General features: G+C 35.9%; 31 protein-coding genes and 1 riboswitch. Of the genes, 19 read left to right on the top strand and 12 right to left on the bottom strand.

Going from position 1 to position 25,509, the window contains the following annotated elements:
* Positions 1–60 precede the first annotated feature (60 nt).
* The 7 genes from bioA (at position 61) to ACW0JX_RS20010 (ending at position 6,390) form a co-directional block, all read left to right on the top strand.
* Entirely contained in the window at positions 61–1,494 is a 1,434-nt protein-coding gene (gene bioA / locus ACW0JX_RS20040) for an adenosylmethionine--8-amino-7-oxononanoate transaminase (RefSeq protein WP_459245025.1), read from the top strand.
* Complete coding sequence (gene bioD / locus ACW0JX_RS20035) at positions 1,494–2,222, top strand: dethiobiotin synthase (RefSeq protein WP_459245024.1); 729 nt, start codon at positions 1,494–1,496, stop codon at positions 2,220–2,222. The genes bioA and bioD overlap by 1 nt, the downstream gene beginning before the upstream one ends.
* Positions 2,188–3,375, top strand: coding sequence for an 8-amino-7-oxononanoate synthase (bioF, locus tag ACW0JX_RS20030; protein ID WP_144465048.1), 1,188 nt, complete (start codon positions 2,188–2,190; stop codon positions 3,373–3,375). The genes bioD and bioF overlap by 35 nt, the downstream gene beginning before the upstream one ends.
* A complete protein-coding gene (locus tag ACW0JX_RS20025; protein WP_053563698.1) occupies positions 3,372–4,112 on the top strand; it encodes an alpha/beta fold hydrolase in 741 nt (246 codons plus the stop codon). The genes bioF and ACW0JX_RS20025 overlap by 4 nt, the downstream gene beginning before the upstream one ends.
* A complete protein-coding gene (bioC, locus tag ACW0JX_RS20020) occupies positions 4,078–4,887 on the top strand; it encodes a malonyl-ACP O-methyltransferase BioC (protein ID WP_000608911.1) in 810 nt (269 codons plus the stop codon). The genes ACW0JX_RS20025 and bioC overlap by 35 nt, the downstream gene beginning before the upstream one ends.
* A gap of 1 nt (position 4,888) precedes the next feature.
* Positions 4,889–5,887 (top strand): biotin synthase, encoded by a 999-nt coding sequence (gene bioB / locus ACW0JX_RS20015; RefSeq protein ID WP_000815858.1) that lies wholly within the window; start codon positions 4,889–4,891, stop codon positions 5,885–5,887.
* A 182-nt stretch (positions 5,888–6,069) separates the two neighbouring features.
* Positions 6,070–6,390 carry a hypothetical protein gene (locus ACW0JX_RS20010; protein ID WP_000280032.1) on the top strand — a complete coding sequence of 107 codons (321 nt, stop codon included), beginning with the start codon at positions 6,070–6,072 and terminating at the stop codon, positions 6,388–6,390.
* A 22-nt stretch (positions 6,391–6,412) separates the two neighbouring features.
* Here the strand turns inward: ACW0JX_RS20010 and ribH are convergent, their stop codons facing one another.
* From ribH to ACW0JX_RS19985, 5 genes are all read right to left on the bottom strand, one after another.
* A complete protein-coding gene (ribH, locus tag ACW0JX_RS20005) occupies positions 6,413–6,874 on the bottom strand; it encodes a 6,7-dimethyl-8-ribityllumazine synthase (protein ID WP_000230895.1) in 462 nt (153 codons plus the stop codon).
* An 18-nt stretch (positions 6,875–6,892) separates the two neighbouring features.
* Positions 6,893–8,086 carry a bifunctional 3,4-dihydroxy-2-butanone 4-phosphate synthase/GTP cyclohydrolase II gene (gene ribBA / locus ACW0JX_RS20000; RefSeq protein ID WP_098640422.1) on the bottom strand — a complete coding sequence of 398 codons (1,194 nt, stop codon included), beginning with the start codon at positions 8,084–8,086 and terminating at the stop codon, positions 6,893–6,895.
* Positions 8,087–8,098: 12 nt separating this feature from the next.
* The gene (gene ribE, locus ACW0JX_RS19995) at positions 8,099–8,743 is read right to left on the bottom strand and encodes a riboflavin synthase subunit alpha (RefSeq protein WP_459245023.1); all 645 of its coding nucleotides are present in this window, start codon (positions 8,741–8,743) and stop codon (positions 8,099–8,101) included.
* A complete protein-coding gene (gene ribD, locus ACW0JX_RS19990; protein WP_000131986.1) occupies positions 8,725–9,837 on the bottom strand; it encodes a bifunctional diaminohydroxyphosphoribosylaminopyrimidine deaminase/5-amino-6-(5-phosphoribosylamino)uracil reductase RibD in 1,113 nt (370 codons plus the stop codon). The genes ribE and ribD overlap by 19 nt, the downstream gene beginning before the upstream one ends.
* A gap of 305 nt (positions 9,838–10,142) precedes the next feature.
* Positions 10,143–10,286: riboswitch (FMN riboswitch) on the bottom strand.
* A 190-nt stretch (positions 10,287–10,476) separates the two neighbouring features.
* Positions 10,477–10,683: a CDGSH iron-sulfur domain-containing protein gene (locus ACW0JX_RS19985; RefSeq protein WP_001151582.1), complete on the bottom strand. Its 207-nt coding sequence runs from the start codon at positions 10,681–10,683 to the stop codon at positions 10,477–10,479.
* Between the two features lie 227 nt (positions 10,684–10,910).
* Here ACW0JX_RS19985 and ACW0JX_RS19980 point away from each other — a divergent pair, with 227 nt between their 5' ends.
* Positions 10,911–11,156, top strand: coding sequence for a DUF2552 family protein (locus tag ACW0JX_RS19980; protein WP_000360796.1), 246 nt, complete (start codon positions 10,911–10,913; stop codon positions 11,154–11,156).
* A gap of 10 nt (positions 11,157–11,166) precedes the next feature.
* Here the strand turns inward: ACW0JX_RS19980 and ACW0JX_RS19975 are convergent, their stop codons facing one another.
* Positions 11,167–12,090, bottom strand: a complete 924-nt coding sequence (locus ACW0JX_RS19975; protein ID WP_000819230.1) for an alpha/beta hydrolase — start codon at positions 12,088–12,090, stop codon at positions 11,167–11,169.
* A gap of 81 nt (positions 12,091–12,171) precedes the next feature.
* Between ACW0JX_RS19975 and ACW0JX_RS19970 the strand changes: the two genes are divergently transcribed.
* The gene (locus tag ACW0JX_RS19970; RefSeq protein ID WP_000902437.1) at positions 12,172–12,654 is read left to right on the top strand and encodes a GNAT family N-acetyltransferase; all 483 of its coding nucleotides are present in this window, start codon (positions 12,172–12,174) and stop codon (positions 12,652–12,654) included.
* A gap of 99 nt (positions 12,655–12,753) precedes the next feature.
* A complete protein-coding gene (locus tag ACW0JX_RS19965) occupies positions 12,754–13,617 on the top strand; it encodes a LacI family DNA-binding transcriptional regulator (RefSeq protein WP_000201347.1) in 864 nt (287 codons plus the stop codon).
* A 24-nt stretch (positions 13,618–13,641) separates the two neighbouring features.
* On the opposite strand, the gene ACW0JX_RS19960 is transcribed toward ACW0JX_RS19965, so the two are convergent.
* Together ACW0JX_RS19960 and ACW0JX_RS19955 are read right to left on the bottom strand one after the other, a co-directional pair.
* Positions 13,642–14,961, bottom strand: coding sequence for a Na+/H+ antiporter family protein (locus tag ACW0JX_RS19960; RefSeq protein WP_000994810.1), 1,320 nt, complete (start codon positions 14,959–14,961; stop codon positions 13,642–13,644).
* A gap of 131 nt (positions 14,962–15,092) precedes the next feature.
* Positions 15,093–16,091 carry an alpha/beta fold hydrolase gene (locus ACW0JX_RS19955; protein ID WP_053563703.1) on the bottom strand — a complete coding sequence of 333 codons (999 nt, stop codon included), beginning with the start codon at positions 16,089–16,091 and terminating at the stop codon, positions 15,093–15,095.
* Between the two features lie 121 nt (positions 16,092–16,212).
* On the opposite strand from ACW0JX_RS19955, the gene ACW0JX_RS19950 reads away from it, so the two are divergent.
* Positions 16,213–16,689, top strand: coding sequence for a ribbon-helix-helix domain-containing protein (locus ACW0JX_RS19950; protein WP_000151933.1), 477 nt, complete (start codon positions 16,213–16,215; stop codon positions 16,687–16,689).
* Between the two features lie 125 nt (positions 16,690–16,814).
* On the opposite strand, the gene ACW0JX_RS19945 is transcribed toward ACW0JX_RS19950, so the two are convergent.
* Positions 16,815–18,404: a bifunctional metallophosphatase/5'-nucleotidase gene (locus tag ACW0JX_RS19945; RefSeq protein ID WP_000265555.1), complete on the bottom strand. Its 1,590-nt coding sequence runs from the start codon at positions 18,402–18,404 to the stop codon at positions 16,815–16,817.
* Between the two features lie 201 nt (positions 18,405–18,605).
* Here ACW0JX_RS19945 and ACW0JX_RS19940 point away from each other — a divergent pair, with 201 nt between their 5' ends.
* From ACW0JX_RS19940 to ACW0JX_RS19930, 3 genes are all read left to right on the top strand, one after another.
* Positions 18,606–18,869 carry a YqkE family protein gene (locus tag ACW0JX_RS19940; RefSeq protein ID WP_000727561.1) on the top strand — a complete coding sequence of 88 codons (264 nt, stop codon included), beginning with the start codon at positions 18,606–18,608 and terminating at the stop codon, positions 18,867–18,869.
* A gap of 67 nt (positions 18,870–18,936) precedes the next feature.
* Positions 18,937–19,461 (top strand): GrpB family protein, encoded by a 525-nt coding sequence (locus ACW0JX_RS19935; protein ID WP_001227176.1) that lies wholly within the window; start codon positions 18,937–18,939, stop codon positions 19,459–19,461.
* A gap of 127 nt (positions 19,462–19,588) precedes the next feature.
* On the top strand, positions 19,589–20,416 hold the full coding sequence (locus ACW0JX_RS19930) for an aldo/keto reductase (protein WP_088114564.1): 828 nt from the start codon (positions 19,589–19,591) through the stop codon (positions 20,414–20,416).
* Positions 20,417–20,473: 57 nt separating this feature from the next.
* Here ACW0JX_RS19930 and ACW0JX_RS19925 read toward each other — a convergent pair whose 3' ends face one another.
* On the bottom strand, positions 20,474–21,388 hold the full coding sequence (locus ACW0JX_RS19925; protein ID WP_459245022.1) for an aldo/keto reductase: 915 nt from the start codon (positions 21,386–21,388) through the stop codon (positions 20,474–20,476).
* A gap of 92 nt (positions 21,389–21,480) precedes the next feature.
* Positions 21,481–21,615 carry a Z-ring formation inhibitor MciZ gene (mciZ, locus tag ACW0JX_RS19920; protein ID WP_000870302.1) on the bottom strand — a complete coding sequence of 45 codons (135 nt, stop codon included), beginning with the start codon at positions 21,613–21,615 and terminating at the stop codon, positions 21,481–21,483.
* 74 nt (positions 21,616–21,689) lie between these two features.
* Here mciZ and ACW0JX_RS19915 point away from each other — a divergent pair, with 74 nt between their 5' ends.
* The gene (locus ACW0JX_RS19915) at positions 21,690–22,229 is read left to right on the top strand and encodes an NUDIX hydrolase (RefSeq protein WP_000067042.1); all 540 of its coding nucleotides are present in this window, start codon (positions 21,690–21,692) and stop codon (positions 22,227–22,229) included.
* A gap of 24 nt (positions 22,230–22,253) precedes the next feature.
* Here ACW0JX_RS19915 and ACW0JX_RS19910 read toward each other — a convergent pair whose 3' ends face one another.
* Positions 22,254–22,805 carry a GNAT family N-acetyltransferase gene (locus ACW0JX_RS19910; RefSeq protein ID WP_000803479.1) on the bottom strand — a complete coding sequence of 184 codons (552 nt, stop codon included), beginning with the start codon at positions 22,803–22,805 and terminating at the stop codon, positions 22,254–22,256.
* Positions 22,806–22,960: 155 nt separating this feature from the next.
* On the opposite strand from ACW0JX_RS19910, the gene spoIIM reads away from it, so the two are divergent.
* The 4 genes from spoIIM to xerD all read left to right on the top strand — a co-directional run bounded on the left by spoIIM (position 22,961) and on the right by xerD (position 25,372).
* Positions 22,961–23,578, top strand: coding sequence for a stage II sporulation protein M (spoIIM, locus tag ACW0JX_RS19905; RefSeq protein ID WP_459245021.1), 618 nt, complete (start codon positions 22,961–22,963; stop codon positions 23,576–23,578).
* Between the two features lie 107 nt (positions 23,579–23,685).
* Complete coding sequence (fur, locus tag ACW0JX_RS19900) at positions 23,686–24,141, top strand: ferric iron uptake transcriptional regulator (RefSeq protein WP_000392657.1); 456 nt, start codon at positions 23,686–23,688, stop codon at positions 24,139–24,141.
* Between the two features lie 103 nt (positions 24,142–24,244).
* Positions 24,245–24,475: a YqzK family protein gene (locus ACW0JX_RS19895; protein ID WP_001250432.1), complete on the top strand. Its 231-nt coding sequence runs from the start codon at positions 24,245–24,247 to the stop codon at positions 24,473–24,475.
* A 6-nt stretch (positions 24,476–24,481) separates the two neighbouring features.
* Positions 24,482–25,372 carry a site-specific tyrosine recombinase XerD gene (gene xerD / locus ACW0JX_RS19890; protein ID WP_000390088.1) on the top strand — a complete coding sequence of 297 codons (891 nt, stop codon included), beginning with the start codon at positions 24,482–24,484 and terminating at the stop codon, positions 25,370–25,372.
* The last annotated feature ends 137 nt before the right edge of the window (positions 25,373–25,509 follow it).

The raw sequence follows: 25,509 nt of genomic DNA, 5'->3' as shown, positions 1-25,509 counted from the left end.
TAAGTTGTTCTTTTTTAAGAACTATTTGATTTTAAAATAATTGACAGTCATTCGGATTTAATGTTAACTATATTTATAAACAAGTTAACATTAGGGGTGACAGTTGTGACAATAAATAGTAGAACAATTGAAAAATCATCTTATACATATGAAGAATTAGCAGAGAAAAATAAAGCTTACGTATGGCACCCATTTACACAAATGAAAGATTATTTAGAAGAAGATCCTGTCATTATTGAACGTGGAGAGGGAAGAAAACTATACGATGTAAATGGTAATGAATATTGGGATGGTGTTTCATCTATATGGTTAAATGTTCACGGACATCAAGTACCGGAATTAGATGCAGCAATTCGTGAGCAATTAAATAAAATTGCTCATTCTACTATGTTAGGACTTGCTAACGTTCCATCTATTTTATTAGCAGAAAAAATTATTGAGGTTGTACCAGATGGATTGAAGAAGGTATTCTATTCTGATTCAGGTTCTACCGCTGTTGAAATTGCAATTAAGATGGCTTTCCAATATTGGCAGCATAAAGGGAAACCAAAGAAACAAAGATTTATTACATTAAAAGAAGCATATCACGGTGATACAATTGGAGCTGTTTCAGTAGGGGCAATAGACTTGTTTCACCAAGTGTATAGTTCGCTCTTATTTGATGCGATTAAAATGCCGTATCCATATACATATCGTTCTCCTTACGGAAATAATAAGGAGGAAATTGTAAAAAGCCATTTAGAAGAAATGGAAGAATTGTTGAAAGAAAAGCATGAAGAAGTAGCTGCCATCATTGTAGAGCCATTAATGCAAGGTGCTGGCGGAATGATTACAATGCCAAAAGGATATTTAAAAGGACTGCGCGATTTATGTACAAAGTACAATGTATTATTTATTACAGATGAGGTAGCGACTGGATTTGGGCGTACAGGGAAAATGTTTGCGTGTGAACATGAAAATGTGACGCCAGACATTTTAACTGCTGGGAAAGGTTTAACAGGTGGATATTTACCAATTGCAGTTACGGTAACGACAGATGAAATATATAATGCCTTCTTAGGAGAATATGAAGAACAAAAAACATTTTTCCATGGACATAGCTACACAGGTAATCCGTTAGGGTGTGCCGTAGCAATCGCGAATCTAGAACTATATGAAAAAACAAATTTAATAGAAGAAGTGGCACATAAAACGGATTATGTGGCAGCGCAATTAGAAAAGCTCTTTGCTTATAAACATGTAGGTGATATTCGTCAGTGCGGATTAATGGTTGGTATTGAGCTTGTGAAGAATAAGGAAACGAAAGAAGCGTTTGACTGGACAGAGAGAGTCGGTGTTCAAGTATGTAAACGCTCAAGAGAGCTGGGTATGATTTTACGACCGCTAGGTAACACGATTGTATTTATGCCGCCACTTGCTTCTACTTTTGAAGAGATTGATGATATGTTACGCATTTTATATAAGGCAATCTCGGATGTTACGGAGGGAGAATAATGAGTGGTTTTTTCATAACAGCAACTGATACTGAAGTTGGAAAAACAGTAGTTGCAGGTGCTATAGCAGGTGTATTTAGAGAATTAGGATATAACGTAGGGGTGTATAAACCGTTGCAAAGTGGGCATGTTGCATCAAATCCTGAGGGAGATGCGGCAAGGTTAAAAGCATTATCAGGTGTACCGACACCAGAAAATGAAATTTGCCCTTATTCTATTGAAGAACCACTTGCTCCGAGACTTGCCATGAAAAGAGCTGGAAGAGTAGTAAAGTTAAAAGAAATTATTGATTACTATAATGAACTATTAAAAGAGTTTAATAGCTTATTTGTAGAAGGAGCAGGTGGGCTTGCTGTTCCATATACAGAAGATGCTTTAGTAATTGATTTTGCAAAAGAATTACAGTTGCCTCTTATTGTAGTAGCTCGTCCTACATTAGGAACAGTAAATCATACAGTGTTAACGATTGCTTACGCAAAGGCGCATGGCTTAACCGTAGCGGGTGTCATTTTATCAGGTTGCAAAGAATGTGAAATGGAAAGAGTGCAAGAAAATAAAAAGATGATTGAAGAGCTGAGCGGGGTACCAGTTTTAGGATTATTACCATTCTTTGAAGGTGAGTTTACGAAAGAAGAAGTATTAGAATCTGCAAAAGAACATATTATGATTTCAAAATTAGAGGAGTTTATCCAAAATGAATCAAACGTGGCGGGCGCACCTTCAATCTAAATTACAACAATTACATGAGCAAGGGCAGTATCGAAATTTATATGTAACAGAGAAGGCAGAAGAGACTTGGCTTATTCGAGATAAAAAAAGGATGTTAAATTTAGCGTCAAATAATTATTTAGGGTTAGCTGGAGATGAAAGGTTAAAAGAAGCTGCTATTGCCTGTACAAAAAGATGTGGAACTGGAGCGACTGCCTCTCGTCTCGTTGTAGGAAATCATCCATTATATGAAGAGGTTGAGAGAAGCATATGTGACTGGAAAGGTACTGAAAGAGCTTTAATTGTAAATAGTGGGTATACGGCAAATATAGGTGCCATATCTTCTTTAGCCTCTCGGCACGATATTGTTTTTAGTGATAAGTTAAATCACGCAAGTATTGTTGATGGAATCATATTAAGCGGGGCAGAGCATAAAAGGTATCGTCATAATGATTTGGATCATTTAGAGAAGCTGTTGAAAACAGCGTCACCTGAAAAGCGGAAATTAATCGTAACTGATACCGTTTTTAGTATGGATGGTGATACTGCTTATTTGAGAGATTTAGTACAGCTGAAAGAGAAATACGGGGCAATCATTATAGTCGATGAAGCACATGCGAGTGGAATATATGGAATCGGCGGAGCTGGGTTATCTCATATAGAAAAAAATCTTGCTCAAAAAATTGATATACATATGGGGACGTTTAGCAAGGCTTTAGGGTGTTATGGTGCGTATTTGACAGGTGATGAAATTTATATAGAGTATTTACAAAATATGATGAGAAGCTTTATTTTTACTACAGCTTTACCACCAAGTACGTTAGGAGCAGTGCAAAAAGCAATTGAAATTGTAAAAGAAGATAACGAAAGAAGAGAGAACCTTATAGCAAACGGAGAATACTTCAGAACTAAATTAAGGGATGCTGGTTTTGATATTGGGAATAGTTCAACTCATATTGTACCGATTGTAGTCAGTTCAAATGAACATGCTTTACGATTTAGTAAAAGGTTGCAAGAGGCAGGGATTGCGGCTATTGCAATTCGTCCGCCAACTGTGCCGGTTCATAGTTCTCGAATTCGCTTTGCAGTTACATCGCAACATACAATAGCTGATTTAAAATGGGCTATTGACCGAATTATTCACATTGCGAAAGAAGAGGAGATTTTCGTATGAACGAGCTAAAGATTATTTTTATCCCCGGATGGGGAATGGAAGAGAATATTTGGGATTTAGTAATTCCGTATTTTAAAGGATATCCTGTTCAATGCATAGATTGGCGTAATGTGAACGAACGAAGTGAATTTGTGGAACGAATTATAGATGTAGCGCATAACGACAACGTAATTTTAGTTGGTTGGTCACTAGGAGCGTTAGCAGCAGTTGAAGCTTATAAAAAGATTAAGGCAAAAGGCATCGTATTAATTGGTGGTACTGCTAAATTTACAAATACGAGCGATTACAGTAACGGATGGAATGCTTTGCATGTAGAACGGCTGAAAAGGAATTTGGCGAGAAGGAAAGAAGATACGCTCAAGCGGTTTTATGAAAATATGTTTACGAAAGATGAGTTAAAAGAGAATAAAAACTTTGAAGACATTGTAGACCGTTTTAAAGGTGATTCTATTCAGTCTTTACAACTAGGTTTGGATTATTTAATAGAAACAGATATGAGAGAAGAACTAAAAGAAATTAAAGTACCTATACTACTTATTCACGGAGAACAGGATGTAATATGCCCATTGTCTGCGGCACGTAGTATGACGGAGAATAGCAGCAGCGAGCTGAAAGTAGTAAGTGATGCAGGGCATGCGTTATGTGTAACGAATTTTGAATATTGCGCAAATGAGATAATTCAATTTGTAGAGGGGATACGACATGATCAACAAAACGTTACTACAAAAACGGTTTAATGGGGCAGCCGTATCTTACGATCGATATGCAAATGTACAAAAAAAGATGGCACATTCATTACTTTCAATCTTAAAGGAACGATATAGTGAAACGGCATCAATACGTATTTTAGAACTGGGGTGCGGGACGGGGTATGTAACAGAGCAATTATCAAAGTTATTTCCGAAAGCACATATTACAGCAGTTGATTTTGCTGAAAGTATGATTGCAATTGCGCAAACTAGACAAAATGTAAAAAATGTAACGTTTCACTGTGAAGATATTGAGCGATTACGATTAGAAGAATCATATGATGTCATTATTTCAAATGCTACATTTCAATGGTTAAATAATTTACAACAAGTGTTAAGAAATTTATTTCAACATTTGTCTATAGATGGGATATTACTCTTTTCAACGTTTGGACATGAAACATTTCAAGAATTGCATGCTTCGTTCCAACGTGCGAAAGAAGAAAGAAATATAAAAAATGAAACATCGATTGGTCAACGTTTTTATTCGAAAGATCAGTTGCTTCATATATGCAAGATAGAAACAGGGGATGTGCATGTTTCTGAAACATGTTACATAGAGAGTTTTACAGAAGTTAAGGAATTTCTACATTCTATTCGAAAAGTAGGAGCGACTAATAGCAATGAAGGATCATATTGTCAAAGTCCCTCACTCTTTCGTGCGATGCTACGCATATACGAAAGAGACTTCACGGGAAATGAAGGGATAATGGCAACGTATCATGCTTTATTTATACATATAACAAAAGAGGGGAAGAGATGAAATGAAACAAGTACAAACAAAAAGGGATTGGAAAAAACTTGCATACGACGTAGTGGAAGAGAAGATGATTACGAAAGAAGATGCAATAGCGATATTAGAAGCTGATGATACAGAAGTTTTAGAAATTATGAATGCGGCTTACATTATTCGCCATCATCACTTTGGTAAGAAAGTAAAATTGAATATGATTATTAATACGAAATCTGGATTATGTCCTGAAGATTGTGGATATTGCTCACAGTCTATTATTTCAGAAGCACCGATTGATAAATATGCATGGTTAACGCAGGAGAAGATTGTAGAAGGGGCACATGAAGCAATACGCCGTAAAGCAGGTACATATTGTATTGTAGCGTCTGGTCGTCGTCCGACGGATAAAGAGGTAAATCACGTAATTGGAGCAGTTAAGGAAATTCGTGAAACGACAGACTTGAAGATTTGTTGTTGTTTAGGTTTCTTAAATGAAGATCAAGCAGGGCGTTTAGCGGAAGCGGGCGTGCATCGTTATAACCACAACTTAAATACACATGAAAATAATTACGATAGTATTTGTTCAACTCATACGTATGATGATCGTGTTGATACAGTTCAAAAAGCGAAACAAGCGGGCATTTCCCCATGCTCTGGAGCGATTTTTGGCATGGGAGAAACAATTGAAGAGCGTGCTGAAATTGCATTTGAATTACAACGTATAGATGCAGATTCTATCCCTTGTAATTTCCTTGTTGCTGTAAAGGGAACACCTCTTGAAGGGCAAAAAGAGTTAACACCAGTAGAATGTTTAAAAGTACTGGCAATGATGCGTTTTGTAAACCCGACAAAAGAAATTCGTATTTCAGGAGGACGTGAAATCAATTTACGCTCTGTACAGCCAATCGGTTTATTTGCAGCAAATTCTATTTTTGTCGGGGACTACTTAACGACAGCTGGACAAGAGCCGACTGCAGACTGGGGTATGATTGCAGATTTAGGATTTGAGATTGAAGAGTGTGCATTATAAGATAGATGAAAAAGCAAACTTGTAAAAGGGTTTGCTTTTTTTGTAAATAAAATGTAATAAATAGTTGTGAACGCTTGATATTATTGGTTTTTGAGCGAAAAAAAGAATTTTTGTGGACGAATTTTCCAAGCCCTAGTTGTACATAGTAAATATGTAATTTATATTGGGTTGGAGGATTTTACATGTACAAATACATATTAGCGATTATGACTTGTTTAATTTTAATAAAAGCAATAAGTTCTGATCCAGTTAAGGCTGCTGAAAATCCTGAACAAAAAGAGATGCAACAAAGAATCGAACAACACTTTCGAACGAAAGCTGAACATTTTGGATTGAAAACGGAAGGAAAAGATTTAAAGGAAGTTAGAAAAGAAATTACTATTATAGAAGAAGCGAAAAAAAGAGAGAATGTATGGAGAACAGCACAAGCTCTTCATATAAAAACAGAAGGAAAAACGATGAATGAATTAATAAAAGATGTACAAAAAAAGGTGAAAAAATAAAAAGAGGCCGAAGCCTCTTTTTTTATGCCCATTGTTTTGATAAGTGAGCCATTTCAATTGCAGCAACAGCTGATTCATATCCTTTATTACCAGCTTTCGTACCTGCGCGTTCAATCGCTTGTTCAATTGTTTCTGTCGTTAATACGCCGAAAATAACTGGGATGTCCATTTGTAGTGATAAAGACGCAACGCCTTTTGCTACTTCATTACAAACGTAATCGTAGTGAGTTGTAGCACCTCGGATTACAGTACCTAATGTAATAACAGCATCATACTTTCCGCTACTAGCCATCTTTTTAGCGATTAAAGGAATTTCAAATGCACCAGGAACCCAAGCAACATCAATATCATTTTCTTCTACACCGTGACGCTTTAATCCGTCTAAAGCGCCGCCAAGTAACTTACTTGTAATAAATTCGTTAAAACGTCCAACAACAACTCCAACTTTTAATCCTGTACCAACTAAATGACCTTCGAATACCATAATAAATCTCTCCTTTAATTATAAGTTTAGTAAGTGTCCTAATTTGTTTACTTTCGTTTGTAAATACGATTTATTCTCTTCTTTTGCTGGCATTTGCAACGGTACACGCTCGACTACTTCTAAATCGTAACCTTGTAAGCCAGCAATTTTTCTTGGGTTATTCGTTAATAATCGTAAACTTTGTAAACCTAAATCTTTTAATATTTGTGCTCCGATACCGTAATCACGAAGATCAGCAGGGAAGCCGAGTTTTTCATTTGCTTCTACAGTATCGAATCCTTCTTCTTGCAATTTATAAGCACGAAGCTTATTAAGAAGCCCAATGCCTCTTCCTTCTTGTCTCATATAAAGAAGAACACCTTTTCCTTCACGCTCAATTTGAGCAAGTGCTGCATGGAGTTGTGGTCCGCAATCGCAGCGATGTGAACCGAATACATCTCCTGTTAAGCATTCAGAATGAACACGCACAAGTACCGGTTCACCTATTGAAATATCACCTTTTACAAGTGCGATATGTTCTTTCGTATCTAATGAGTTAGAATAGCCAATTGCGTGGAAAGTACCGAAATCTGTAGGTAATGTAATTTCCACCTCTCTCGTCACAAGTGTTTCATGATGGCGGCGGTAAGCAATTAAATCTTCTATTGTAATCATTTTTATATCAAATTGTTTTGCGCATTCTATTAAATCAGGTACACGTGCCATCGTGCCGTCCTCATTTATAATCTCGCAAATAACTCCAGCTGGTTCGGCACCGCATAGCTTCGCTAAATCAACAGCAGCTTCTGTATGACCTGCACGACGCAGGACACCGCCTTCTTTCGCAATTAATGGAAAGATATGTCCAGGTCGATTGAAATCAGCACCTTTTGATGCGGGGTTTAACAATTCTTGTATCGTAGTTGCACGTTCGTGAGCGCTAATCCCTGTTGTTGTAGAGACATGGTCAATGCTCACTGTAAACGCAGTATGATGTGAATCTGTATTATGAGATACCATTGGTTCTAATTGTAGACGTTCTGCGTACCCTGCTGTAATCGGTACACAAACGAGACCACGGCCATGTGTAATCATAAAATTAATTGTTTCTGGTGTAATGTACTCTGCTAAAGCAATAAAATCGCCTTCATTTTCTCGGTTTTCATCATCACATACGATAACGACTTTACCTTTTTTTAAATCTTCTAGAGCTTCTTCAATACGATGAAACATTATGCTTCCCCCTTATAGAAATCCGTTTTCTTGTAAAAAGCTTTCGGTCATTGAACCTACTCGTTTTGTAGGTTTAGTAATAAAGCGTTCAATATATTTACCAATCATGTCACACTCAATGTTTACGATATCTCCGGCATTTTTTGCTCCAATGACAGATTCGCTTACTGTGTGCGGGATGAGTGAAATCGTTATGGAAGATTCGTCTATATCAAATATCGTTAAACTCGTTCCATCAACAGCAATGGACCCTTTCTGCAAACAATAGCGCAGTAGTTCATCAGAAATTGCTATTTTGTAATAGACGGCATTGTAATGTTGTTTTTTATTTAAAATCGTTCCGATTCCATCAATATGTCCTGAAACGAAATGTCCACCGAATCGTCCGTTTGCAGCCATTGCTCGCTCTAAATTTACTTTAGAGTGCGGTTTAAGCATGCGAAGTGATGTCGACTGCATCGTTTCAGGCATTGCATCAACTGTAAATGAAGTAGTTGTAAAGCTTGTTACAGTTAAGCAAATACCGTTAACCGCGATACTATCACCTAAGTGAACATCTGATAAAATTTTCTTTGCATGAATCGTTAATTTCATCGCTTCTACGCTTTGTTGCATGTTTGCTATCGTTCCTAATTCTTCTACAATTCCTGTAAACATTTCGTCACCTCGTTTCGGGCATTCGCAACGATTTTTATATCATCACCAATTTGTTTCATCTCTTGAATTTTCAAGGAAAGCGCATTTTGTAATTTTGAAAAACCATTTCCTCCAAATAAAGTAGGAGCATCTTTCCCACCAATTAATTTCGGGCTTATATAGGTTACAATTTCATTAAAATTGTTTGTTTTTAAGAAACTTGCATGAATCGATTGGCCACCTTCAACGAATAGAGAAAGAATTTGTTTCTCTCCAAGAAAGGAAAGAAGGTCCTCGATTTCTATATGTTTCGTTTCCATTTGGAATATAGCTATATTTTTAGATTCATAAGAAGATATCTTCTCTTCCTTTACATCCTTACCGACAATAATCCATGTCGGTGCTAAACCATCTGTTATAACATGAGAAGATGGTGGCGTTCGTAAATGGGTATCTAAAACAACGCGAATAGGATGTTTCCCACCATTTGGAATTCTTGTTGTTAAATGAGGATTATCAGCTATAACTGTATTCACTCCAACAAGAATTGCATCATGTGTATGGCGATATTGGTGAACATCAGCACGTGCTTCTTCACCTGTAATCCACTTACTTTCACCAGTTACAGTTGCTGTTTTTCCATCTAAGCTCATCGCTGTTTTGATTGTTACAAAAGGGCGCTTCGTTTTCATGTAGTGAAAAAAGTAGCGATTTAATAAAACTGCTTCTGCTTCAAGAACACCGGTCGTTACTTCAATTCTAGCTTCCTCTAATCTTCTTTTTCCGTTACCAGAAACGAGCGGATTACAATCGAGAGTAGCAATTACAACACGCTTAACTCCTTTTTCGATGAGCAATTCACAACAAGGTGGTGTTTTTCCAAAGTGGCTACACGGTTCCAGTGTTACATAAACGGTAGCGTCTTTGGCGTTCTGACCAGCCATTTGAAGGGCATGAACTTCAGCGTGTTCTTCACCAGCCCGTAAATGAGCCCCCATACCAACGATGTTTCCATCTTTTACAACAACAGCACCAACCATAGGATTTGGACTTGTTTGTCCTGATGTTCCTTCTGCTAACTGCAGGGCAATCCTCATATATTCTTGATCTGTCATTTTCTTCACCTCTCCTAAAAAAATCAAAAAACCCCAAGGATTTAATATCCTTGGGGTTTGGGAGACGTGATTTCTAGAAATATAGTTTGAATACGAAAGCATAGGAAAGAAACCTAACGATAATTGATATTTCTGCATAAGGAAAAAACCTAGCAAAATATCGAATTTTTAAACGCTAGTTGTCTCTTTTTATTTCAGTATAAAAAATAAGTATAGAAAATTAAACATATATAAAGAATCAAAATGAATCTTTAAAAATATGCATACTGAAATAAAAGTGTATTCACTATATAAAAAACTAGAAACATATCCTTCTCCCATCCAGACTATACTGTCGGCCCTAGAGTTTCACTAGATCCACCGTTTTCGAGTTGAAAACGGGTCACGGACTTAGAAGTTTTCACTTCATCACCGCCGGTTGGGAATTTCACCCGACCCCGAAGGATGCTGTTTGCTCAAATTATAGCACAAAAAAAATAAAAGGCTAGTAAAAAATATTCGAATGTGAAGAATTGTGTGAAAATATATGCAGGCTGGAATGGAAATAAAAGTATTAGAAATGTTGTAAGGAGAAGGGATATAACGGAGTTGCTAAAAAGAAAAAACATGCACAAAAAAATGTGCATGTCACATGTAAAATTATTCTGCCTCTGGTGCTCTAACAACAGACTCGAATTTACCTTTATGCGAAGCGTCGCAATAAGGCATATTTTTTGATAAACCACAACGGCATAAAGAAAATGCCGGTTTTGCTGGGAATACATTCCCTTGTGAGTCGACTAATTCCACGTCCCCTGTAACGCGAAAAGAGCCATTGTCATTTACTTTAATTTGTACTTTTGCCAACGTTATCCCTCCTTCCCAAACGCTTAATTTCATCATATAATCAAGGGAAGTGCTTGGCAATATAAAGTGAAACTTTAATTAGTGGGGGAGGCATCCACCACTAATTATTATTTGAACCAATCGGGCTTTTACTGCCCGCAAATAGCGGGGAAAAAAGAGCACTTTGTTTGAGAAAGAAGAGAGTGTTATAATAGTTTTCATAACTGACTAGAGTAAGGTGACGAGAGATGGATAAACAATTACATACATTACGAAACATTGCAAATGAGCGCACGTGGGCATCATTTTTGAATGATAATCATCCATATAGTTTGTTACATTGGTCCATTGCAGGTGTAGGGCAAGAGGTAAAGGATGTTTGGTTACTTCAAGATGAAGTAACATTTCAAACGACAGAATTTCCAACGTTAGATGATGCAATGCAATGGATTTCTGAAAATATGGAACAAGTTACAGACGTTTTAGCGCAATAAAAAAACAGGCTTATGCAAGCCTGTTTTTTGTTTCTTTCACATATGTGTTTAAAAATTGATCGATGGCTGCTTCGTACTCTTCTTTATTTTCGTTATAAGAGCAAGCGTGTGCACCGTGTTCTGCAATATAAAGTTGCTTATTATTTTCTTTCGCTTCATATAACGCTTTTGTCATATCAGCTAAAATATAGTCGTCATCTTTACTATGAATAAAGAGAACGGGATTGTTAATGTTTTTTATACAGTCGATTGGTGAAACTTCACGAATTGTATAACCATCACGAACTTTTAAAAATGCGTTTGCTAAAGGTAATAAAGGCCATTTTGGTAAATGGAATTCAACCTTTAAACGGTGCTGTAATTGTCCGTGAAAATCAGAGAAAGGACAATCTGCAATATAGAAATCAGCGCCATCTTCTACAAGTCCTGCGTATTGAAGAATTGTTGCGGCTCCCATAGATTCACCATGAATACCAAGTGTAATATTGGTTCCAAAACGGGTTTTTAGCCAGTCAACTACGGATTTCAAATCATGCTTTTCATAGTATCCATAGCTTGTTGTTTTTCCGCCAGTTTTACCATGACGACGATGATCGTAAATGAGGACATTATATCCCCTTTTTAAGAATAAGTTTGCATATTTTACAGAGTTTATTTTATTTACAGTTACACCGTGGCAAAAAACCATAAACTTATTGGAATGACCAGCAGGAATGTAATATCCGTGAAGGTCGTATCCGAATTGTGAAGGGATATGAATTTCTTCTTTATGAAGAGCATCAAAATCCTCTATACGAAAATGTTTTTTCGTTTCTCTTTCGAGTACTTCTTCCTCTGTTTTTTTCTTTAAGTACATCACTTTATTTGTAAAGAAAATCCCAAGGGCAGTTATTGCACCTAGTATAGTAAACAATGCTGCAAAAAAACGTTTCATACTTTACCTCATCCTCCAAATACCGTTACATGTGATACACTTATATTGTATCACAATGATATAAAAGGGGAGAAATAGGAAATGCTGCATATACAAAAAATTACGCCAGCGATGAAAGAAACAATCCGAATGTTCATGTGTGAGAACTGGGGAAGTTCATTGATGGTTTCACGTGGTAAGGGACATCAGTTAGAAGAGTTGCCAGGATTTGTTGCGCTCTCAGATGACAGAATAATCGGAATTATAACGTATGAAGTGACCGGAAATATGTGCGAAATTGTATCGCTAGATAGCTTTGAAGAAAGAAAAGGAATAGGGACGAAACTTGTGGATTGTGTATTACAAGTTGCAGAAGAAGAACGGTGCAGACAGGTTTGGCTTATTACAACAAATGATAATATGAATGCGTTACGATTTTACCAAAAACGTAATTTTGTAATGACTAATTTATATGTGAATGCGGTAGAGGAGGCACGAAAAATAAAGAAAGAAATTCCACGTATTGGATATGATAATATCCCAATTTTACATGAAATTCAGTTGGAGTATCGTTTAGTGAAATGATGTAACAATTTTCAGAAATGTGAGTTATTAATCTTGACGGATAGTGTAATTTAGGTTACCGTAAAATTGTAATCTATTACCATATTAAGGGGTGACGATGTGGCAACTATACGTGATGTTGCAAAATTGGCAGGTGTTTCAGTCGCAACCGTTTCACGAGTTATTAATGAAAAAGGATACGTTCATGAGGACACAGTAAAACAAGTAAAGGAAGCAATTGAAGAATTACGTTATAGGCCAAACAGTGCAGCGAAGCCACTATTTAAAGAGAATTCAACGATAATTGCATTACTTGTAGATAATTTATGTAACCAATCAAACATCACTTTGCTACATTGTATTGAGGAAATAGCATATAAAGAAGGCTATCAAATCATTATTTGTAATATAGAGAATAAAGATAGATACATACATATGCTGAAGCAAAATAACATTGCAGGTGTTATTTTGACGAGAGCAGTTTTTAAAAGTGTAGGAGAAATTCCATTTCCGTTTGTTGTGATCGATGAGCAACAATCACATGGAAATTATTATGAAAGTGGACAGAGAGCTGTTTCTTTATTAAAAGAGAAAGGGTGTCACTTTCTTGCATATTTCGGTGAGGGAGAAGAAAGTGAAGAAATGGAAGATTATATAGCAGGGTTTTTAGACGCTGTTTGGGATGAAGGAATCTCTTATCGAGAAGAATGTGTACAAGGGTATACAAATAAACAATTTATTACATTATTGCAAAACAATCCGTATATAGATGGAATTGTAACCTCAAGTGATCAGATTGCTATTGAGTTAATTCGGTCAGCGAGATTTCTAAATATACATATACCAGATAAATTAAAAATTGTTGGACCTAATGGGAGCATAGAGTGTGAATGGATAGGTTCATCACTACCGGCAATTGAAAGCTATGTCAAAGATAATGGAAAATTAGCTTTTCAACAATTAAAAGGAAAAATAAAAAAGTAAAAGGTGCGTTTTATACGCACCTTTTTATAATGTAATTGCGGCAATAAAACCAAATATAAGTAACGGTATATTGTAATGTAGAAAAGTGGGTACACATGTATCCCATATATGATGGTGCTGACCATCAGCATTTAAACCGGATGTTGGTCCAAGGGTACTATCCGATGCTGGAGATCCTGCGTCACCTAGTGCTCCGGCTGTACCGATAATTGCAATTGTGGCCATTGGACTAAATCCAAGCTGAATGCAAAGAGGTACAAAAATGGTTGTTAAGATAGGGATCGTTGAAAAGGATGAACCAATTCCCATTGTAACGAGAAGTCCAATAACGAGCATAAGAAATGCAGCGAGTGGTTTATTATTTCCGATTATATGTGCACTCGTTTGCACCAGAGATTCAACATGTCCTGTTTTTCGAAGAACAGCGCCGAATCCAGCGGCAGCAATCATAACAAAGCCAATAAAGGACATCATACGCATTCCGCTTGTTAATATCGCATCTGCTTCTTTAAGTGGTAGACTGCCACTAACCGATAAGACGATAATACCTGCTAAAGCACCAAAAATCATTGATTCTGTTGTTAATTGAACAGTTAATGTAGCAATGATAGATAATAACCCGAAAGTAATGCTACGTTTTGTATAGGGAACGATTTCATTTTCGGTAGTATGAATTTGTTCTGTTTCATACGTACGAGGTTTTCGGTACGTAATGAATACCGCTACACATAATCCAATAATCATACCAATTGCTGGAATAGTCATTGCTTTTGGAATAAGTGTGACATCAAATGTAAGGCCGCTTTGCGCAGCGTTGGTTTGTAATACGTCATGATAAATTTTTCCGAATCCTGCAGGGATCCACATATAAGGAGTAATCAATCCAAATGTAATAATACATGTGACAAGTCTGCGATCCACTTTCAGCTCATTTAATACTTTTAAAAGTGCTGGAATTAAGATGGGGATGAAAGCAATGTGAACAGGAATCACATTTTGTGAGAAACAAGCCATAGTTAAAATAATGAATAAAATAAGTATTTTAGAATAAACTTGTTTTTTCGTGTCTTGTTCATTGCCAATCCATTTTAATGCAGTTTGAATCATAGCATCTGGAAGTCCTGTTTTGGAAAGGGAAATAGCGAAACCACCAAGCATTGCATAACTTAAAGCGATTGGAGCACTGTTTCCAAGACCAGTTGTAAAAGTGTTAATCGTTTCTGAAATACCGAGTCCGCCGATAATTCCGCCTGTTAAAGCTCCAACAATGATGGCGACAATGACCTGGACACGTAACAAACTAAGCAATAGCATAATTGCTACTGCGACGAGTACAGCGTTCATAATAAATGTAATCTCCCTAAATTTTTATTCTGTTAAGACAAGTAAATATGAAATATTTTGCGATGTTTATACATACTTGCGACATATTATTATAAAATGTTTTCTATGAAATGTAAAAGAGCCTTTTGTTACTAATGCTGAAAAGCTAGCTCTTGTTTAATTGATTGCAAAGAATTAGCGAATAATTCTGGTTCTTCTAAATCAGGAGAATGTGCTGAATTTGGGAACCAAATCATCTTTTTTATAGGCGCTTCAATAAGATCGCAATATTCCTGAACGAGTGCATAAGGAGTTTGATAATCATAGCGACCAGAACAAAAATAAACTGGAATAGATAAACTTGAGATAGAAGAAAAGAAATCGATTGTCAGCATTTCTTCCCATAAAACGCCAGATTTTAAATTTCCTGCGAGAAACTTGAACCAATCTAATAGCGTATACTCAGGAGAAAAGAAACCTTTTCGTATGAAAGAAAAGGAAGATCCGTTTTGGATTGCGCCTCCAAATGTGCCAAGCCACTTTCTTTGAATAATGAGACGTCTCGTATCTAAAAATGGTGGTTTGCCTAATTTTAAAAGGGAAGCTAATGCTTTTTTATGATCATGTTTTTTTGCAGAATGAATTAAATGTTGATATAGCAATTCTTCATTTTGTTTCATATGTACAATTTGCCCAATACCGATGTAAGCCTCGATATACTTTGGATATTGATGTGCTATGTTAAGCCCAATAATACTTCCCCAAGAATGACCAGCGAGAAATAGTTTTTGTTTGTTGAACCTTTTAAGTACATATTGAATCACTTCTTTTGCATCGGAAACGAATTGTTCAATTGTGAAATTTGCTCCGAAATCTTTCATTGAAAAGGATTTACCAGCCCCGCGCTGATCCCAATTAATAACAATAAATTGCTTCTCTAATTCTTTTTGAAAATGGCGAATAAATCCGATTTGTGCCATCCCAGGTCCGCCGTGACAGCATAATAAAATAGGTTGCTCTACGTTTTGTCCACGCATAAGGAGAGTTTGTTTTCGATTATTTATCATAACGCTTTCTATCGTAGCGATACTATTAGGAATGAGTTGTTTGTTTTCGTTATAGAACTGAGGGGTGTAGCTACGAAAAAGCATATTGAAAACCTCCTTTTGTGAAATCGTATGAATCGCACAGGCTATTCATTTTGCATATACTGTTAGAAAATCATTGTAACATACCATACTAGTGTCATTTCAACACGGGAGGAGGGAAATTGTGACGATTGGAGAAATTATAGATGGTTTAAACAGACGTGAATCCATCGCTATTATAGCAAAACGTCTTGAAATAAGCCCGTATACATTATCGAAGAAATTAAGATTGATTGGATACGAATATGATGGAGAGCAGAAGAAACGTATTTTTGTAGGAGATGGAGAAGAACCACGTCACTTACAACTCCAAGAAGCGACCGCCCTTCAATATGAGAAAACAGATTATCAATTATTAATTTACGAGCAATTACAAAGCATTTATGAGTTACTAAGAAAAAGAGGCGAAGTAATTGCACCAATTATGAGTAAGAGTACAGAGAAAAAGAGACGAACCTTTTCTATTAATACAGAAATATTAGCAAGATTGGACCTTATATCAGAATCGAAAGGAATTCAAAAGTCTAAACTTGTAGAAGAGGCGTTGCAACAATTTTTACAGCAATATGAAGTTGACAAAACATCACATTTTGATAACTAAAGAAAAGGATACTATGTTCATTGGAAGAACGAGTATCCTTTTTATAATGTATATTACGTATAAAATAGAGTATCAGTACAAATCCTTTATGGCGTGAAAAATAAAATTTATTATTAGAGAAACACTTAATTTACTTTTTGAATTCTTCCATCAATAACTGGCTGAATTGGTTCTTTTAATTGTTTTACGTAATCGACTAACGCTTCAAAGTCGTTTGGACCAGTTTCTGCATTTTTACCATTTTTAAATGATACGAATCCGTCACCGCCAGAAGCTAAGAAGGCATTTGCAACTACGCTATACGTTTTAGATGGAGATAATTCTTCTCCGTTTGTTAAACGTATATTTGTAACTTTTTCACCGTTTGGTTTATTTGCATCCCACGTATATTGAATACCTGAAATTTGAAGCATTCTTGTTGTTCCTTTTTGCCATTGCTGATTTAAAATATCGCGAATGTCTTGACCTGTTAAATCTACTTTAATCAATTGATTTCCAAAAGGTTGAATGCCGTATAACTCACCCCACGTAATATCACCAGCATCTAAGTCATTACGAATGCCACCAGGATTCATGAGGGCGATTTGAGTTTGCATCGTTTGACGCTGAGCATCGGCAACTAAATTTCCAAGAGTGGACTCACCAGCATCATTTTGTTTACGGTCGATAGGTGCTGTAGATTTTCCGACCACTTCATTTACAAGTGGTGCGATTTTTTCTTTATATTGATCTAGTTTTTTCTTTACTTGTTTATCAGGTTCTACACCTTCATGATACGTTGTAACAACTTCAGCTTTTTTCTTTACAATATCCTTTGTTTTACGATCAATTGTTACATCCACGTCTGAGAAAGCCGTTCCGTATGAATTTGCTTGGACAATTAGTTTATTATTTACTGTACCATTTACATACGTATGACTATGTCCACCGAAAATAACATCAACTTCTGGGTCTGTTTCATTTGCAATTCGAGTAAGATCGCCATTTGTTACCCCAGACTCATCGGTTGTTCCACCGACATGAGCAAGAACGACGATCGATTTAACGCCGAGGCGTTTTAATTGTTGTGTTGATTTATTAATTGCTTCTACTTCATCAGTAATTTGTACATTTTTAAGCATCGTAGGCATAACAACATTTGGTGTATCAGTTGTAACAACACCAATGAATCCAACAGGAACACCATCTACCATTTTTACAGTAAATGGTGGTAAAAATAAGCGGCCAGTTGATTTGTTATAGAAGTTAGCAGCTACATAGGGGAAGTTAGCCCCTTTGAAATTCCCTGTTTTTTCATGATATCCACCGTAAATGAGGCGTTTCATTTCATCAATGCCTTCATCAAATTCATGGTTTCCGATTGTACCAACATCAAATTTTAAATCATTTAAAAATTCAATCGTCGGTTCATCTTGTAATAATGCTGAAACTGGTGGACTAGCTCCGACGATATCACCAGCATGTACGAGAAGTGTATTAGGGTTTTGTTTTTTACGTTCTTTTAAATAAGTAGCTAAGTAATCAGCGCCACCAGCTTCTTTATTATTGATTTTTTTAACAGTATCTAGTTGTCCATGGAGATCATTAATACCAAGCATTTGTACGTCTATGTAGCGGTTTTGTTCAGCTGGATTCTGAGATGGGGGAGCGGCAAATACGCTTGAAAAAGTAATAGTGCTTAAAACAGCAACGGCAGGAATAATTTTTTTCCACATAATATAATTCTCCTCTTTTTATAATCTGACATCATACGACATAATTTTAATAGATTCATAGGATTATAGCTACATAAAAATTTAGTCTTTTCGAAAAATTAACATATTTACAAAAAGTGAATAATAGAGTAAAGACCCTTTTTTATTGTCGATTTCATCGTGTATCTACTATAATGGAGAAAAAAGTAAAAGGTGAGTAGCATGAAGAAAAAGAAACAAAGACAAATGCAAAGACAATCGCAAGTGAATCAACCAAAGAAAGAAACACTTACATTAGGCGATCAATTAAATGATTCACTCATGCAACAATTAAAGAGTAAGAAGAAAGAGTTGCAAGTGAGAGAAGAGGAAAAAGAGGCAGCTGAACTGGAAAGAAAGCGCCAAGAACAAAAAGAACGTGAAAAGAATAAATCATTTGAAGAACTGCTAAGTGAAAGTAACCTTACTTGGAAAGACTTTAAATAATAAAAAAATGATCAGTGAAATACCACTGATCATTTTTTGACGAGCTTGTAAGAAAAGGGGAGTTAGAATGAGAAAAATTGTCGTTGTTCCGCATGAAAACCATTGGATTGAAAAATTTCAAATGGAGGCTGAAAGATTAAAATCAGCGATGCCAGAAACGGTGAAAATGCATCATATTGGAAGTACGTCAGTGCCCGGACTGGCAGCTAAACCTATTATTGATATGATCATGGAAGTAGAAAATATCGAAAGAGTAGATGGGTGGAATGAACGATTTATAGAGCTTGGTTACATCGTAAAAGGGGAAAATGGTATTTCAAGACGCCGATATTTTATTCATGGAACTGAGGAAAAACGTTCGTATCATTTACACGTGTTTGAAAAAGGAAATCCAGAGATAGTAAGGCATTTAGCGTTTCGTGATTATATGATGGCTCATTGTGAAGAAGCAGAGGCATATGCAACCTTAAAGAAAGAATTAGCCGAAAAGTATACATATGATGGCACGTTATATACGGAAGGGAAAAATGAGTTTGTGCGCAATGTGGATAAAAAAGCGAAAGAATGGAGAGAAAATAACGTAAATGAATGAGTTCACGTTATTTTTTAGCTATATAAAAGTGTTATGTAAACTGTACGTATGTTTTGACTTTTTGGATGAATATTGTTGAAATAAAGTTGTGGCTTATAAATAATGTAACAATGAAAGGGAGACGACTGTGCATATTCCAACAACTACACTTCATAATGGCGTGAAAATGCCGATGATTGGTCTAGGCGTATATAAAGCGAAAGAAGGAGACGAAGTAAAACAAGCAGTAAAAACAGCGTTAGAGGTTGGATACCGTTCGATTGATACAGCGACTGTATATGAAAATGAAAGCGGTGTCGGAGAGGCGATACGTGAATCAGGAATTCCAAGAGAAGACCTATTTATTACAACAAAAGTATGGAACGACGATCAAGGATATGAGGAGACACTCGAGGCGTTTGAAAAGAGTTTAAAAAAATTACAAATGGACTATGTAGATTTATATTTAATACATTGGCCGGTAAGAGGGAAGTATGTTGATACGTACCGAGCTTTAGAGAAATTGTATGAAGAAGGTAAAGTGCGTGCGATTGGTGTTTCTAATTTTCATAAACATCATTTAGAACTATTATTACCAAATTGCAAAGTGAAGCCGATGGTAAACCAAGTGGAACTTCATCCGATGTTGACGCAATTTGAGTTGTGCAATTATTGTCAAGATGAGCAAATTCAAATGGAAGCATGGAGTCCGTTAATGAGGGGCGGAGAAGTATTCCAGCATCCAATCATTCAGGCTATTGCTAACAAATATGAAAAAACACCTGCACAAGTTATATTAAGGTGGGATATTCAAATCGGGATTGTTACAATTCCTAAATCTGTTACACCATCTCGTATTAAAGAAAACTTTACTATTTTTGATTTTGCACTAACTGAAGAAGAAATACGTCAAATTAACACGTTGAATCGTGATTTACATGTAGGAACGAATCCTGATAAATATGATACGTTATAAAAAAGACTGTCTCCTAATAAAGGAGGCAGTCTTCTGTTTATCGGTAATTCGATATTTTTAACGATGCAAAGCATATGTGTCATATTTAACAATTTTTTGAAGTTGTACATATTCTTCTTTCGTTAAAGGTAACTGTTGGCTAGCTCGTATATTTTCCTGTAATTGTTGAAGCGAGCTTGCACCAGGTATAACAGCTGCAACAGTCTTATTATGTAAGCAATATTGAATAGCTGTTCCTGTTAAAGAGCTTTCTCCAATCGTTTCTTTTACACTCGCTAGAGTTGTATGTAATTCATCGTAAGAATAAGAGAGATAATCCTTTTCCTTTACTCTTTCTATTTTTCTTGCATTGTTGTCAGTTAAAATTCCTTTTGCAAGTGGCCCGCGGGCAATGACGCTAATTTGGTGTTCATTTAGAAGGGGGAACCATTCTTCTGGACGCCGATTTAAAAGGCTATATTCCATTAGTACACTAACGATGTTTGAGCGTTTTGCATATTCACGAACGACATTTGGGCGTATAGAAGAAATACCGTAATGGCGAATAATACCTTCCTTTTTCAATTTTTCAAAAGCTTCAATTGTTTCATCTATTGGATCTTCAATTGTTCCGCCATGGAGTTGGTAAAGGTCAATATAATCAGTTTGAAGTCTACGTAAACTTTCCTTTACTTCAGTCTTTATGTAAGCTTTAGAAGGATCCCAAGACCAGCCATTTTTTTCTTCTGTCCAACGATTTCCAACCTTCGTTGTAAGTACAATTTGGTCTCTTCTTCCCTTCAAGGCTTTTCCAACAAATTCTTCATTTAATCCGTAATCATATAAATCTGCTGTATCAAAAAAATTAATTCCTAAATCGATCGCTTCATCGATAATATGCATAGCTTCTGTTTCAGATGTACCGAGAGACATACAGCCAAGGCCCATTTCTGTAACAAACAAATCTGAGTTTCCTAATTGACGTTTTTTCATAGGTCAACCTCCTTACCTTTATTGTACGAGAGGGAAAAGAGGTTGACAAACGTTTACTTTCCGCTTCGCATTAACTGCCCGTAAAAGCATGATTAATGTTTCACTTTATTTGCTGTAATCCACTCTTGTACAGTTGTATACTCTTTGCTATATTGCTTTAGCTTATGGCGAATTTGCCATGCTTTTCCGACTAAAGTGACGCGATTTGGTAAAATATAAACTTTCATTTCTATCACGCTCCTTTCAATGTGGTAAAATGTATGAGGAAAGAATAGGAAATAGAACAGGGAGATGAAGTAGTATGAGTAATCTTGCAGAGAGAACAGTAAAAACTGAGCCAATTTTTGATGGTAGAGTTATAAAAGTTCGTGTTGATGATGTAGTATTACCAAATGGAGCAATGAGTAAACGTGAAATTGTAAATCACCCTGGTGCAGTTGCTATTATTGCTATTACTGATGAGGGGAAAATTGTGCTTGTTGAGCAGTATCGTAAAGCACTTGAAAAGGCGATTATAGAAATTCCGGCTGGCAAGTTAGAACCTGGTGAAAAACCTGAGGTAACAGCAGTTCGTGAATTAGAAGAGGAAACAGGATATGTATGTGAAAATATGGAGCTCATTACTTCTTTCTATACATCTCCAGGATTCGCAGATGAAATTTTATATGTATATAAAGCGACAGGTTTGACAAGAAAAGAAAATAAAGCTGAGTTAGATGAAGATGAGTTTGTGGAATTAATGGAAGTATCGTTAGAAGAAGCGATTACTCTTATGAAAGATCTTCGTATTCATGATGCGAAGACGATGTTTGCAGTACAATATTTACAACTACAAAAATAAACACTCGCCAAAGGCGAGTGTTTTTTAATTGATTTTTGCATATACACGTGCATCACGTAAGCTACCATCTGGTGCTAGGAAATCATTTTCCATTGTACCTTCTAGAATGAATTCTAGACGTTCTGCTAAGCTACATGCATTTATATTTGTTGCATCAGTACGAATTTCAATCCTTCTAGCGCCTAGTTTATCAAAGGCGAACTGAATTGCACCTTTAACAGCTTCGGTCATATAGCCTTGTTTTGTATAGGCACTATGTAGCCAGAAGTGAAGTGAAAACTTTGGAATATCCCAGTTTTCAGGCTTTAGTGTAATTGCTCCGATGAATGTACCAGATACTTTATCGTATAAGTGAAAATCAAGTGTTTCCCGAAGTAAAAACTGTCCGTGAGCTTCGCGAACAATTTCTTCAGCACTCTCTTCTGTTTCAGCGTTAATTGGTATCCACGGTACTAAGTCTTCTAGAGAAGCTTGGATTGCTTCATATACTTCTGCACCATCACCTGGAAATGGTTTACGAACTTGCAAGCGTTCAGTTTGAAATAATGTTGGAAAATCTAATAATAATGGTTTCAAGAGAAATCCCTCCTATTCTCTACTTTTTAGTTTAGCAAAGTAGAGCGGAATTTCAATGTTAATTCGTCATACTTTTTTCTTTCTTTCATACATTTTTAATAAGAGTGTGAACGGAGGGAAGAAAAATGTGGCGAAAAAATTGGCAAGACCGTGTAATGTCTCACATACAGGAAAACTCTTCATTATATATATTTAACGCTGTTTTATTATTTATGGGAGTAATATTCGGAGCCATTCTGGTGAATAGTTTACAAATCAATCAAAAACAAGATTTATCATTTTATTTACAACGTTTTTTTGGACAAGTCTCTAAAGGAGAATTTGCCATTGCGGGCGAAATGTTTCGAGAAAGTTACTTTTCGCAATTAAAATACATCGGATTTATTTGGATTTTAGGGATTTCAATTATTGGATTACCACTTATTTTTATTTTATTATTTGTAAAAGGAGTTGTCGTTGGATTTACAGTTGGTTTTTTAGTAAGTCAGCATGGATGGAATGGACTATTATTAGCATTTGTATCTGTTTTGCCACAAAATTTAATTATCATTCCAGTCTTTCTCGTTATGACAACTATTGCTGCAAGTTTTTCTTTACGGATGATTAGGCATCAATTTATTAGAAAAATAACCGAGCCACTATTACCATTATTAATCCGTTATACATGCTTCTTTCTCGTAATTGGAGTGGTGTTAGCACTTGCTTCTAGTGTGGAGGCTTACGCATCACCAGTTTTAATGAAAGAAGTCGTTGAGGCTATTAATAAAAAATAAATACTTTTTGAGAATAATTATCAATTTGTTTTTATTGTTTTTTCTTTTGACAGAAGCCCTTCTTCTGATATAATGGTGTAAGAGTGGCGAGGAGGGAGTAGTACCGAATGGAAGAAAGAATTGAACGAATTAAGAAGCAATTACATGCAGCGAGCTACAAATTAACACCGCAACGTGAAGCAACAGTTCGTGTGCTGCTAGAAAATGAAGAAGATCATTTAAGCGCAGAAGATGTTTACCTCCTTGTAAAAGAAAAGTCGCCAGAGATCGGATTAGCAACCGTCTATCGAACTTTAGAACTATTATCTGAGTTAAAAGTTGTCGATAAGATTAACTTCGGAGACGGTGTTTCACGCTATGACTTACGCCAAGAAGGTGCGCAGCGTTTCCACCATCATTTGATTTGTACACAATGTGGTGCTGTACAAGAAATACAAGAAGATTTACTTGGTGAAGTGGAAAGGAAAGTAGAACGAGACTGGAGCTTTAAGGTGAAAGATCATCGTTTAACATTCCATGGGATTTGTAAAAACTGTCAAGAAAATGAAACGGATGAAAAATAACCTTTTCCTATTTATCTAGGAAGAGGTTTTTTATTTGAATAAGGTATAAATTGGTGAAAGCTTGGCATATGTTGTAATAACTTATATTTTGGAGGAATTTACAATGCGCCGAGCTTTAAAATTAACTTTTGATGGAATAAAAGTATTTTTATTATTTACAAGTTGTACGATTTTGTTTTATTTCGCTATACTATGGATAAATGAAGAATATGAAAGCTATCATCGTTATGAAAAACCTAAAGAAGAGACTGTAGAAAAAGTATCAGGGAATGAAGAACCGGCAAAGGATGCTTTCGTAAATAGAATGATGTTTTTCTATGAAAATGGGGAGTAGTGTAGAGTGGAAGATCAATTAAAAGATTTTATTCATTATATGGTTGTCGAAAAAGGATTAGCAAAGAATACAGTAGTATCTTATGAACGGGATTTAAAAAGCTACGTAAAGTATTTGCAAAATGTGGAACAGACGAAAACTTTTCATGAAGTGACCCGTTTACACATTGTTAACTTTTTGCAGTATTTAAAAGAGAACGGAAAATCTTCGAAAACATTGGCGCGTCATATCGCATCAATTCGTTCGTTCCACCAATTTTTACTTCGTGAACGAGCGGTAGAACACGACCCATCCGTACATATTGAAACGCCGCAAGGGGAACGGAAATTACCAAAAGTATTATCAGTTGATGAAGTAGAGGCGTTACTTCAAACACCAAAAATGACAAGTGCTTTTGGGATTCGTGATAAGGCGATGCTAGAGTTACTGTATGCGACAGGACTTCGTGTTTCAGAATTGATTGCACTCAATTTAGAAGATGTACATTTAACGATGGGATTTGTTCGTTGCATAGGGAAAGGGAATAAAGAAAGAATTATTCCACTAGGAAGTTTAGCAACGGAAGCGATTCAAAAGTATATTGAAAAAGGAAGAAGAGAATTAATGGGGAAAAAAGTAGTAGATGCACTCTTTTTAAACCATCATGGTAATCGATTATCAAGACAAGGATTTTGGAAAATATTAAAACGATTAGCGAAAGAAGCAAATATTGAAAAAGAGCTTACACCTCATACGTTGCGTCACTCGTTTGCTACGCACTTATTAGAAAATGGAGCAGATTTACGTGCTGTACAAGAAATGCTTGGACATGCAGATATTTCAACGACGCAAATTTATACGCACGTTTCAAAAACTAGATTAAAAGATGTATATAAACAGTTTCATCCGAGAGCATAGTTACTATGCTCTTTTTTTCATAGATTAAGAGGGGGAGACCGTTTCACAGAAACTTCACAAACATTTCGTATATTGTTTTCAGCAGAAGACTGGAATATTACAATGTATTTCCTCTATACTAAATAAAGTATAAAGGA

It is taken from the genome of Bacillus sp. C-3-6, from assembly GCF_054509685.1.
The sequence above is the reverse complement of the archived record's forward strand: the minus strand, read 5'-3'. Positions and strand labels throughout refer to the sequence as shown.